The sequence below is a fragment of the Dolichospermum circinale AWQC131C genome (assembly GCF_000426905.1).
Lineage (GTDB): Bacteria > Cyanobacteriota > Cyanobacteriia > Cyanobacteriales > Nostocaceae > Dolichospermum > Dolichospermum circinale.
The window spans coordinates 37,481-49,545 of the sequence record NZ_KE384589.1; the positions used below are offsets into that span (position 1 = coordinate 37,481).

The 12,065-nt window shown below is 35.4% G+C and carries 10 protein-coding genes; all 10 read left to right on the forward strand.

Translation table 11 applies throughout. The annotated features are described in order from the left end of the window. The first annotated feature begins 15 nt into the window (after nt 1-15). The 10 genes from ACIR131C_RS21725 to ACIR131C_RS0102720 all read left to right on the forward strand — a co-directional run bounded on the left by ACIR131C_RS21725 (nt 16) and on the right by ACIR131C_RS0102720 (nt 12,060). On the forward strand, nt 16-1,023 hold the full coding sequence (locus tag ACIR131C_RS21725; protein WP_196811713.1) for a glucosamine inositolphosphorylceramide transferase family protein: 1,008 nt from the start codon (nt 16-18) through the stop codon (nt 1,021-1,023). Beyond that, the gene (locus ACIR131C_RS0102680) at nt 1,010-2,308 is read left to right on the forward strand and encodes a lipopolysaccharide biosynthesis protein (protein ID WP_028088963.1); all 1,299 of its coding nucleotides are present in this window, start codon (nt 1,010-1,012) and stop codon (nt 2,306-2,308) included. Before ACIR131C_RS21725 ends, ACIR131C_RS0102680 begins: the two co-directional genes overlap by 14 nt. Further along, on the forward strand, nt 2,268-3,446 hold the full coding sequence (locus ACIR131C_RS0102685) for a glycosyltransferase family 1 protein (RefSeq protein ID WP_155962981.1): 1,179 nt from the start codon (nt 2,268-2,270) through the stop codon (nt 3,444-3,446). The genes ACIR131C_RS0102680 and ACIR131C_RS0102685 overlap by 41 nt, the downstream gene beginning before the upstream one ends. Before the next feature lie 20 nt (nt 3,447-3,466). Next, complete coding sequence (locus ACIR131C_RS21730) at nt 3,467-5,005, forward strand: hypothetical protein (protein WP_051347478.1); 1,539 nt, start codon at nt 3,467-3,469, stop codon at nt 5,003-5,005. Between the two features lie 28 nt (nt 5,006-5,033). Beyond that, the gene (locus ACIR131C_RS23835) at nt 5,034-6,185 is read left to right on the forward strand and encodes a glycosyltransferase family 4 protein (protein WP_028088965.1); all 1,152 of its coding nucleotides are present in this window, start codon (nt 5,034-5,036) and stop codon (nt 6,183-6,185) included. Between the two features lie 17 nt (nt 6,186-6,202). Next, nucleotides 6,203-7,408: a glycosyltransferase family 4 protein gene (locus tag ACIR131C_RS0102700; RefSeq protein WP_028088966.1), complete on the forward strand. Its 1,206-nt coding sequence runs from the start codon at nt 6,203-6,205 to the stop codon at nt 7,406-7,408. Between the two features lie 25 nt (nt 7,409-7,433). Continuing rightward, a complete protein-coding gene (locus ACIR131C_RS0102705; RefSeq protein ID WP_028088967.1) occupies nt 7,434-8,579 on the forward strand; it encodes a glycosyltransferase family 4 protein in 1,146 nt (381 codons plus the stop codon). Nucleotides 8,580-8,612: 33 nt separating this feature from the next. Beyond that, a complete protein-coding gene (locus tag ACIR131C_RS0102710; protein ID WP_028088968.1) occupies nt 8,613-10,460 on the forward strand; it encodes an FN3 associated domain-containing protein in 1,848 nt (615 codons plus the stop codon). Between the two features lie 162 nt (nt 10,461-10,622). Next, a complete protein-coding gene (locus tag ACIR131C_RS0102715) occupies nt 10,623-11,279 on the forward strand; it encodes a sugar transferase (protein ID WP_035371410.1) in 657 nt (218 codons plus the stop codon). A 124-nt stretch (nt 11,280-11,403) separates the two neighbouring features. After that, nucleotides 11,404-12,060, forward strand: coding sequence for an acetyltransferase (locus ACIR131C_RS0102720; RefSeq protein ID WP_028088970.1), 657 nt, complete (start codon nt 11,404-11,406; stop codon nt 12,058-12,060). Nucleotides 12,061-12,065: the final 5 nt, after the last annotated feature.

Below are 12,065 nucleotides of genomic sequence, written 5' to 3' on the forward strand. Positions count from 1 at the left end.
TTTAAATCAACCTCAATGAAAATCATGCAATTAAGTAATAGAGTTCAGATCAAAGATTTTCCCAAATCAAACTATTTATCTTCCCTCAAAAAAACAGTGAGAACTTTTGTGAGAAGAAAATGTGATTGGTCAATAGGAATTTATACAGGGGAATCACCTTTTCAATTAAGTTCTCCAGAAAATATCAAAAATCCGGTTTTGACGGCCAAAGATGTTACAGATATACCAGCAGACTTAGTTGCTGATCCATTTATGGTTTGTGAAAATGGGATTTGGTATATGTTTTTCGAGGTACTAAATAGTTTGAATTTTAAAGGAGAGATAGGACTTGCAACTAGCAAAGATGGCTTGAATTGGCGTTATGAACAAATCATAATTAGGGAAGATTTTCATTTATCTTATCCTTATGTATTCAAGTTCCAAAATGAATACTATATGATTCCAGAAAGCTATAAAGCCAATGCAATTAGGCTATATAAAGCAGTTGAATTTCCTACTAAATGGACATTGGTTAAAACTTTACTAGAAGGCAGCGATTATGTAGATTCTTCAATTTTCAATTTCCATGATCAATGGTGGATGTTTACGACATCTCCCCAGGGTAATATACTGCATCTTTACTATGCTGATGAATTAATGGGAAATTGGGTCAAGCATCCTCAAAGTCCTTTAATAGAAGGAAATTTTCATATATCCAGACCGGGAGGAAGGGTAATAGTATCTGATGGCAAGATTTTCCGATATACACAGGATGTGGTGGGTTTTTATGGTAATCAAGTTAGGGCTTATGAAATTACCAATTTGACAACTACTAACTATGAAGAAAAAGAGATCATCCATAATCCAGTGATTAAAGGAAGTGGTGCAGGTTGGAATAAAATTGGTATGCACAATATTGATCCACATCAACTTGATAATGGTAAATGGATAGCTTGTGTGGATGGTTATCAAATAGTTTTTGTATTTGGCATGGCAGAAAGAAAAAGAATTAAGATTATGACGAAAGCCAATGCCAAAAAATAAAAACATAACCCTACGTCGTAATTTTTCTTGGACTTTCATTGGTAATCTAATTTATTCAGGTTGCCAATGGGGAATGTTAGTAGTTTTAGCTAAACTTGGTAATCCAGAAATGGTAGGGACATTTACTTTAGGATTAGCAGTAACAGCCCCAGTCATGATGTTTAGTAATCTCCAATTACGAGATATTCAAACAACAGATGCTAAAAATCATTATCTTTTCAATGATTATTTAGGTTTAAGATTGATCACCACAGGGTTAGCATTACCAATAATCTTATGGATTACCTTAGCGACAGGATATAAAGATGAGACAGCAATAGTCATAATTTTGATTGGTTTTGCTAAAGGATTAGAATCAATTAGCGATGTTTTTTATGGACTGCTTCAGAAACATGAAAAAATGGATCGCATGGCCATATCTGTAATGATGAAAGGTCCTTTATCTTTACTGATGTTAAGTATAGGTACTTATATATCAGGTAGTATTATTTGGGGTGTCTTGGGGTTAGTCATAGCTTGGGCTTGTATTTTATTGATCTGGGATATCCCTAGTTATCGGTGGTTGATTAATAAATTTACATCAGAAGGTGAAATTCCTGATTCTCTGGAGGGAAGGACAGCAAAACCTCGGTGGCAATTAGGAACTATCAGGAAGTTAATTTGGTTATCCTTGCCTTTGGGTTTGGTAATGATGTTGATTTCCCTGAATGCTAATATTCCTCGTTATTTTCTCGAACATTCTTTAGGCAAAAAAGAACTCGGTGTATTTGCTGCCCTTGCGTACCTGATAGTGGCAGGAAACATGGTAGTCAGTGCATTAGGTAGCGCAGCCCGTCCTAGACTGGCAAAATACTACGCGGGGGGGAACGTTAGCGCGTACCAAAAACTTCTCCTCCAACTTGTTGCTATTGCTTGTCTGTTGGGGTTATCCGGTATTTTAGTCGCTTGGGTTGCTGGTGGGCAAATCTTAACTATTGTTTACCAACCAGAATACGCCAAATATACTGAGCTTCTGATTTGGTTAATGGTGACAGCGGGAATTGGGTATGTTTCCTCCTTTCTCGGTGAAGGAATGACCGCTGCTAGATATTTTCGTACGCAAATTCCCTTATTCATTGTAGTCACCAGTACATCCGCGATCGCTTCCTTCTGGTTTATTCCTAAAAATGGACTCAAAGGGGCAGCAATAGCACTGATGATAGCCGAAATAGTCCGCACAATTTTTACATTAGGAGTCATATTTCATGCCGTACATCGCATCCAAAGATATCAAACACACAAATAGAGAAATTACTCAAAAAACTCGACGCATTCTTCATGTTTTAGGGGGTATGAATCGGGGGGGAATTGAAACTTGGCTGATGCAAATTTTACAGCATATAGACCGCGATCGCTTCCAAATGGATTTTTTAGTCCATAGCACAGAACCCGGTGCTTATGACCAAGAAGCACGCGCTCTCAACAGTCAAATTATTACCTGTCCCTATCCCTCTCGACCCTGGATTTACGTTCCCAAATTTCGCCAGATTTTGCGTGAACATGAACCCTATGATATTATTCATAGTCACGTACATCTCTTCAGTGGTAATATTTTGCGTCTAGCCGCTCAAGCAGGTATACCATGTCGCATTGCTCACTGTCACACAGACACATTAGCTATAGCCACGAAAGGGGGACTTTATCGCCGCTTATATTATACCTGGATGAAATCTTGGATTAACCGCTATGCAACTATGGGTTTAGGAATCAACAACCAAGCGGTAGCAGCCTTATTTGGTTCGAGTGACAAATCTAACCCCCGTTGGCAAGCTATTAATTATGGTCTGGATATCACCCCTTATGCAGATAAAATTGATGCAGCCGCTCTCCGGGCTGAACTTGGTATCCCTACGGATACTTTTGTAATTGGTCACATAGGTAGATTTGTTGAAGTAAAAAACCATACCTTTATCCTTGATATTGCCGCAGCAGTAGTCAAAAGAGAACCGAAAATGCGTCTTTTGTTAGTAGGAGAGGGTTCACTGAGATCGCAAATAGAACAAAAAGCTTCCGAATTAGGCTTAACGGATCATGTTATCTTTACAGGTGTTCGTGCTGATGTTGCCCGATTAATGCGAGGTGCTATGGATGTATTCCTGTTCCCATCCCTTTTTGAAGGATTAGGAAATGTACGGTTAGAAGCACAGTGCGCGGGATTACCTGCCGTAATTTCCGATGTTGTTCCCCAGGAAGGTGATGTAATCAAACCCCTAGTGCAGCGACTTTCTTTAAGTGAATCAGCGGATACTTGGGCAGAAGCAATTTTAACTTGGAAAAATAAAGTCCCAGGGATTAATCAAACTGAGGCTTTAAAAATCATGAAAGACAGTAATTTCAACATTGAAAAAGCCGTCAAACAATTAGAACAGATTTATCAAAATTAAATATTCAACAACATAGTTTTATGAATCAACAGTCTCTTCACAGGAAAACAATTTATCCTGATAGTTTAATAATTTCCGTTTTCTTTTGTCTCCTTGTATTGCTAGGATGTCTGCCAACTACAAATCAATTTTTGCACTGGTTTATTATTCCAGTAACATTGAGTGGAATTGTCATTGGTATTGACGCTGTGCAATGGTTTCGGGGGCGATTAAATATCTTTTCTCCCGTAGGCGTTATGGGTTTATTAGGTGTTCATTTTTTCTTCTTAGCACCCCTACTTCATGTTAGTTGGAATAATTGGTTAGGTAGTGATTTAATACCACCTCCAGACTGGAGACCCTGGGTAGGTGGAATGGCAATTCTCAACTTATTAGGTATTTTAATTTATCGCGTTTCTAGAAATATAGATTTTTCTGAATTTTTTCAAAAAAGATCAATTAGAAATCAAAAAACAGTTTGGATGATTAATAAACAACGTTTTCCTTTAATTGTGGGGATAGGACTAATTGTTTGTTTAGTTTTACAAATATTAGTTTATAGCCAGTATGGAGGGTTAATTGGTTATATCAATGCTTTCGCAGATAAACAAACCGAAGCCGGAGTAGGACAAGGTTGGTTATTAATGATTTGTGAAAGTTTTCCTAATTTAGCAATGATGGCATTTTCTGTCTATGCTAAAGATAAAAAAAGATTACAAACATGGCCTGTATTGATTACAGTTTTGGTCATATTTTTTGTAATTAAATTACTATTTGGTGGCTTGCGAGGTAGTCGTAGTAATACAATATGGGCATTATTTTGGGCAGCGGGAATGATTCATTTTTGGCTGAGGAAAATTAATAAAAAACAAATCCTCATGGGGATGATATTTTTCATATTTTTCATGTACTTTTATGGATTTTTAAAATCAGGGGGAACTGAAGGATTTGAAACTGCCTTACAGGGAGCAGAAGCTAGGGAAGAATACACAGCAGAAAATGGGAGAACTTGGGAGAACTTATTATTAGGAGATTTAGGAAGAACCGATGTTCATGCTTATATGCTATATAGATTAATGGACGATGATAGTGATTACCAATATGCTTGGGGACGAACTTATTATTCAGCATTTGCTCTTTTAATTCCCCAACAACTTTGGCCTTATCCCGAAAAACCACCAAATAAATCGAAAGAAGGAACAGACCTACTTTATGGTATGGGTTCTTATATTCCTGGAGTGTGGGTATCCTCCAAAGTTTACGGAATTGCTGGAGAAATAATGCTAAATTTTGGACCCTTTGCTGTACCTTTTTCTTATATTGTTCTGGGGATAGTTGTTGGATTAATTCAACGTTCTTTGGCAGGGTATTCAAAAGTAGATACTCGCTTACTATTGCTACCAATGTTAATCAATTTCAGTTTTACAATTTTGATAGGTGACTTGGACAATCTTATATATTTTTTAATCACTGTTGGTGGTGTTCCTTCTCTGGTAATTTTTAGCAGTTCTGACAGAAAAATACTCCTCTCTCACCCTCCTCTTATCAATGAGAGAAAACAAACTCCCCTTTATAACTAAATGACCAATTACCCATGAGCAATTACCTATGTTAAAAATTCTTCATTTAATTAACAGTTTAAATAGAGGTGGAATTGAAATGTGGCTACTTTCTATGCTGCGACAAATTCCCAGAAACCAATATCAGATGGATTTCTGTTGTAAAGGACAAAATGTAGGTGCATTAGCAAATATTGCAGAAGAATTAGGTGCAAAAGTATTTCATTGTCAATTAAATTTTGCTCATTTTGGCTTTATTAACAATTTAAAACGGATTATCATAGAGGGAAATTACCAGATTCTCCATAACCATTTAGAAGCTTATAGCGGTCTTGGTACTTGGCTAGGTAATGAATTAGAAATCCCAGTGATTACCTCCTTTCATAATACGAAATTTTTTACTCCCCAAACACCATTAACTCGTCGTTTTGTAATTCGACAATTACGGTCAATTTACGCAAAATTTAGTATTCGCTACGCATTGGAAAATTCTCATTTAGTTACAGGTTGTTCTCAGGGAGTAATTGATAGTTTGACAGGTTTTGATCAAAACATAAAAAATTCCGGTCTTGTTTTAAATTATGGTGTGAATATTCCCGATTTAGCAACACCTGAAAAATGGAAAGAGTTGCGTAATTCCTTTGGTTGGACTGAAGACACCCCGATTATTCTTCATGTAGGAAGATTGATAGAACAAAAAAATCATTTAGGATTACTTTCTATATTCCAAAAAGTTGTAGAAAAGATTCCTACAGCCAAACTGTTGTTAGTAGGAGAAGGTCCATTACGAGGATTAATTACAGAAAATATCACTAAACTCGGACTTATAAATGCAGTTAAGTTAATCGGACTGCGTGACGATATTCCGGCATTAATGACTTGTGCTAACGTTTTTTTATTTCCCTCTTTTCATGAAGGATTTGGGCTAGTTGCTATTGAAGCTAATGCAGCAGGATTGCCAATTGTTGGTTCAAAAATCCCCGGTTTAATAGAAGCGGTCAAAGATCGAGAAACAGCAATTTTGCATGAAGTAGAAGACCTAGAAGGCATGGCTAAATCAACGATTGACATCATCAATAATCGCCAATATGCTCAAGACCTTGCTCAGGCTGGAAGAGCCTGGATAAAAAGTAAATATTCCACGGAAAATAGTGCCAAAGGACTAATAGAAATTTACCATAATTGCCTAATCAAAACATAAAAATTAAGCTTAAAAAAATGGATGTATTAGTAACAGCCAGCGCCCACTTTGGAATCACAAGTGATGGTATGCTGTGGACTCCAAATCAATCATTAGATTATCACTTCTGGTCTCGATATTTAGACGTATACGATGAAGTTAAGATATTGGCACGAGCAAAACCGTATCAATTACCACCATCCGGCTGGAATCAAGCTTCAGGACCAGGAATCAAAGCGATACCTTTACCCGACTATCAAGGCGGATCAGGCTTAGTAAGAAACTATACTCATATCAAAAAAACTGCGATCGCTGCGTTAGCGAATACGAAAGCCGTACAAATGCGTTTATCCTGTGATATCGGTGCAATTGTCTGGCGGTGTTTAGCATCTTCAAGACCTTATGGCATAGAAGTAGTTAATGATCCTTATGATGTCTTTGCCCCTGGTGCTTATAAGCATCCTTTGAGAGCAATTTTTCGGAGATGGTCAACGTGGCAATTACAACGTCATACTGCCAATGCTACCGCTGCTGCTTATGTAACAGAATACTCATTACAAAAGCGATATCCGCCAAAAAACGGGGCATTTTCCACTTATTTCTCCAGTATTGATTTACCCAACTCAGCCTTTGCGGCTGCACCGCGAGAGCCAAGAACAGGTATAAAATCATTTACGCTTATTAGCGTAGGTACATTAGCGCAACTTTATAAAGCACCAGATGTCTTAATTAAAGCCATTGCAATTTGTGTACAAGAAGGGTTAGATATACAACTAATTTGGGTAGGAGATGGTAAGTACAAATCAGAACTGCAAACATTGGCAGCGGAAAAAGGTATAAATAAGCGAGTCACATTTGGCGGATATTTATCCACCAGAGATCAAGTAATTGAGCAATTGGATCAAGGGGATCTTTTCGTTCTCCCATCATACCAGGAAGGCTTACCAAAAGCCATGATTGAAGCCATGGCGCGAGGGCTACCTTGTATTGGCTCAAATGTAGGGGGTATTCCCGAATTATTACCAGAGGAGGATATGGTTAACCCTGGTTGTCACATAGCACTGGCACATAAAATCCGAGAAGTTGTCACTAACCCATACCGTTTAGCAACTATGTCAATTTCCAATTTAGAAAAAGCCAAAAATTACAGAGAAGATATTTTGCAAAAACGCCGAATTAAATTCTACAACCATGTCAAAGAACAAACGCAGACATGGTTATCAAGCCAGACAAAATCCTTTTAAATTATCTATCAACCTCTAAATAAAAATGAATAAAATTTTAATAGTAACAACAATTCCTAGCACTATTAATGCCTTTCTTTTACCTTTTGTCGAACATTTCCGGTCTCATGGTTGCAAAGTAGATGCAATGGCGCGGGGAATCAGTGCAAACGCTCAATGTTTAGCCGCATTTGATCAAGTCTGGGATATAGAATGGTCAAGAAATCCCCTAAATCCATTGAATTTAATAGCTGCTCCTCAAATGATTCAGAAAATAGTTGAAAAAGAGAAATATGATATAGTTCATGTTCACACACCAGTAGCAGCTTTTGTAACTCGCTATGCTTTAAAAAACCTGAAAAAGCAACTTAATACAAAAGTCATTTATACAGCCCATGGTTTTCATTTCTACCAAGGAGGTAAAGCTTTGAAAAATGCTTTATTCCTATTTTTAGAAAAATTAGCTGGCTATTGGACGGACTATTTAGTAGTAATTAATCGTGAAGATCAAGCAGCCGCTCAAAAATACAAACTTGTATCATCAGAACGGCTTAATTATATGCCAGGAATTGGTGTAAATTTGCAATATTACAAAGCTGATTCTATCTCTTTAGAAGATATTGAGAAATTACGTCAAGAATTAGGACTAACAGCAAACACTAAATTGCTGTTATCAGTAGCTGAATTTATTCCCCGAAAAAGATTGTCAGATATCTTAAAAGCCTACTGTAATTTAAACAGAGCTGAAACCTGTTTAGTTTTTGCTGGAGACGGAATATTAATGGAGGAAATGCAGCAGTTAGCAATTAAATTAAATATTCAAAATCAAGTCCGATTTTTAGGAATACGTCGAGATATTCCTATTTTAATGCGTACCGTAGCAGCCACAATTTTAGTTTCCGAGCAAGAAGGGTTACCCAGATGTGTAATGGAAGCTATGTCCTTAGAAACTCCAGTAATTGGTACAAATATTCGCGGAACTAGAGACTTATTAGAAAATGGGTGTGGTTTACTTGTAGAAGTGGGTGATATAGAGGGAATAACAAAAGCCATGACATGGATATTAGATCATCCAGAAAAAGCGAGAATTATCAGTAAAAAAGGACGAGAAAAAATAGCTGATTATGACATAAACCAAATTATTAAAATGCACACAGCTTTATACACTCAAGTTCAGACACCAAACTTATAGCGATTCACAAACATTAAAAAATCCGCAATAATTATGAACAAATATCCGGTATTATTAGCTCTTTTTATCTGCATTTTTATAGTTTTCCAAAATGGAGTATTTCCACAAAACTTATCTGCATTAGCAACAAGAAAAGTTATTAATAACGAAAGAGGATTTTACTATGTATTTCCTTATAATGATCAGTGGTCAAAAGTTGGAGCTTATATAGGATTAGCTCATTATGATAGTTTTGAAGCCATGAATCAAGAAGCTATTAGAGGAATTCAGGGTCGTTTTCAACACTTTCATTCTCAGGATGAAAATAAATATGCTTATTTTCCCTATGCTGAATTAAAGGAATATGAAACTGACGAATTAAATCAAAATCATCCACCATTATGGGTTACTGCTAAGTATAAAGATCAAAAAAAACCTGTAATTTTTGAATGGTTGTCAAAAGAAAAAGCCCAAGGTGTGAATTTTACTGATGAACGTTATATAAATTTCTTTATTAAAAAATATGTCCGTAATAAACTACAAAAAAATTCCTATCAAAATATTTGGTTAGGATTGGATAACTGCGCTTTTAATTACAATTTATATGGTGTATTTGATGAAAAAAATAATTTTATAAAAAACGTTAAATGGGAGAAACCATTTCCCCAAAATAATCAAGAGTTTTTGCAATCTGTCAAGCATTTTTTCAAACGAATTAAAGAATTAGCACCCGATATTAAAATTATTTGTAATGAAGGGAGTATTGCTGATGAAACTCAGTATAATCAAATATTTGCGAATACAGATGGAGTTATTTTAGAAGATTTTCTTGGTGAGATATATAATCAAGATGGAAATTATGCTAGAGATAAAATTTATCAGATTTATTTGCGAATGAAAAATTTTGCAACCAACAAAGTACAAATTTATCAACCTCATACACACGACCGAGATGAACTTATTCATGATATGTACCTTGGATATTTAATTTTTGGTGGAGAAAATCGGTTTTTAAGTATGGATAATGATCAAAGTCAAGAGATTGATCCAAAACGATATATAGAAATTAAAAGTGCTTTGGGTAATCCAACTTCTCCAGCAACAGACCAACAGGAAATAAATAAAAGTCAAGGATATCGTCTTTATTCCAGAACTTATGAAGGAGGAATTATATATTTTAATCTCACGGGAAAAACGCAAACCATAAAATTAAAATCAGGACAGAAATATTTTGATGAAGATCGTCGTCCAGTAACAAGCATTGTCATTCAAGATAAAACAGCCAAATATGTAGTTTTTAGTCCACAATTAAAAGCCGAAAAACCTGTTATTAGTCCGGTTCAAGACGGAATAATCACCGGTAAAGTTCTTGTGAATATCGAGAGTGAAATACCTAATGCAACTATTAGATATACTATTGATAATAGCGAACCAAATCAAAATTCTCCAATTTATACTAGTCCGCTTAAACTAACTAAAAGTGCTATGGTAAAAGCTAAAGTGTTTAGTTCTAATGGTTCTACAAGTTGGACATCAAATACTTATTATAGTATGACCAATAAATTGCCGCAAGTTGAATTTCATGTAAGTGCAGCCAGTGGAAGTGAATTTTTAAATATGGATTATCCTTTAGTAAAACTAAATTACATGAGTGGGAAAACAGTAACTGTTAATTATTCAGTTATAGGGGGTACAGCCAAGAATGATGGTATAGATTATAAGTTAGGAAATGGTCAGTTGACATTTAAAGCTGGAGAACAGTACAAATATTTACCAATACCAATTATTAATGATGATCAAAAAGAAAATAATGAGACTATTAAAATTAAGCTTTATCAACCAATTAATGCCAAGTTAGGAAATAAAAATTTATATACTTATACAATTAAAGATAATGATTAAAGGTATTGACAATATGGCTATATTATCTTTTGTATTTTCGCTATATTTTTAATAAGGGTTTTGTTTCGCGCACAGGTGCAAAGACGCAAAGAATAATATAAATATCTGATAGCGTAGCGTAAGCCATATCAGGATTTATTAAGATTAACAGAGTAGAAAAACATGAGAAATAGCGAATCACAAACTAGGAATTATAATCAATCTTACCTAAGATGGATTAGCAGATTTATCAAATTAGTATTAGATAGATTTGTCGCTTTTATCGGCATAATTTTTCTTTTTCCTATTCTGATAATTGTAGCAGGTGCTATTTATTTGCGTATGGGGAGTCCAGTTTTATTTATGCAACCCCGTCCAGGTAAAAATGCTCGGATTTTTAATTTCTATAAATTCCGCACCATGACTAACGAAAAGGACGCAAAAGGTAATTTATTACCTGACGAAAAACGCTTAACATCCTTTGGTGATTTTATCCGCAAAACCAGCTTAGATGAACTTCCTCAATTGTGGAATGTTTTCAAGGGTGATATGAGTTTTGTTGGTCCACGTCCTTTGCGTGTGCAATATCTTGAACTTTATACTCCTGAACAAGCTCGTCGTCACGATGTTTTACCAGGAATTACAGGACTAGCTCAAATTAATGGTCGTAATGCTATTAGCTGGGAAACAAAATTTAACTTGGATATTTGGTATGTTGATAATTGGAATCTTTGGCTAGATTTGAAAATTCTTCTATTAACATTTTGGAAAGTCCTGAAGCGTGAAAATATCAGTCAGGAAGGATATGCAACTGCGCCGGATTTTAAAGGTCAAGAATAAATAAATCAGGTAAGGGTCAAGAATAAATAAATCAGGGCTAAAGCCCTGACTACAAACATGAGATCATATCTTGATGTGAAATTTGCGTCAGTCTTATAGATATCAACTCAAGGATGGGAATTTTATGGACAAAGTTGTTATTTTTGGCAACAGTTTTTTTGCAGAAACTATTTACTTTTATCTCCAGCATGATTCAGATTATCAATTAATCGCATTTACCGTTGATGAATCTCACATGACATCAGAAAGTTTCCATGATTTACCAGTTGTGGCTTATGAAAAACTTGAAAAATATTATCCACCAACTGAATACAAGTTGTTTATTCCTCTCGGTTATGAAAGATTGAATAAGCTACGGGCAGAAAAATATTATAATGCCAAAAATAGAGGATATGGTTTCATTTCCTATATCAGTTCTAAGGCTGATTATCATAATATATCTGTAGGTGAAAACTGTTTGATTTTAGAAAATAGTATCATAGAACCTCAAGTGACTATTGGTGATAATTGTATTCTTGCTGGTGGTAATCATATTGGACATCATTCGATAATTAATAATCATTGTTTTCTTGCTTCTCATGTTGTCTTTGGTGGACGAGTAATCGTAGGAGAATACACTTTTATTGGCATGAATGCTACTATTAGAAATGCCATAAATATTGGCAAAGAAAACATTATTGGTGCGGGGTCAATAATTCTTACCAATACCGAAGATCAAGCAGTTTACTCTCCAGGAGAAACTCCAAAATTTCAAGTTCCTAGCAATCTTATCCATATTTAAAGGAG

Coding starts and splice junctions, on each gene's coding strand:
- ACIR131C_RS0102715 (WP_035371410.1), top strand. CDS start 10,623: ATGAGAAATAGCGAATCACAAACTAGGAATTATAATCAATCTTACCTA.
- ACIR131C_RS21725 (WP_196811713.1), top strand. CDS start 16: ATGAAAATCATGCAATTAAGTAATAGAGTTCAGATCAAAGATTTTCCC.
- ACIR131C_RS23835 (WP_028088965.1), top strand. CDS start 5,034: ATGTTAAAAATTCTTCATTTAATTAACAGTTTAAATAGAGGTGGAATT.
- ACIR131C_RS0102710 (WP_028088968.1), top strand. CDS start 8,613: ATGAACAAATATCCGGTATTATTAGCTCTTTTTATCTGCATTTTTATA.
- ACIR131C_RS0102720 (WP_028088970.1), top strand. CDS start 11,404: ATGGACAAAGTTGTTATTTTTGGCAACAGTTTTTTTGCAGAAACTATT.
- ACIR131C_RS0102685 (WP_155962981.1), top strand. CDS start 2,268: ATGCCGTACATCGCATCCAAAGATATCAAACACACAAATAGAGAAATT.
- ACIR131C_RS0102700 (WP_028088966.1), top strand. CDS start 6,203: ATGGATGTATTAGTAACAGCCAGCGCCCACTTTGGAATCACAAGTGAT.
- ACIR131C_RS0102680 (WP_028088963.1), top strand. CDS start 1,010: ATGCCAAAAAATAAAAACATAACCCTACGTCGTAATTTTTCTTGGACT.
- ACIR131C_RS0102705 (WP_028088967.1), top strand. CDS start 7,434: ATGAATAAAATTTTAATAGTAACAACAATTCCTAGCACTATTAATGCC.
- ACIR131C_RS21730 (WP_051347478.1), top strand. CDS start 3,467: ATGAATCAACAGTCTCTTCACAGGAAAACAATTTATCCTGATAGTTTA.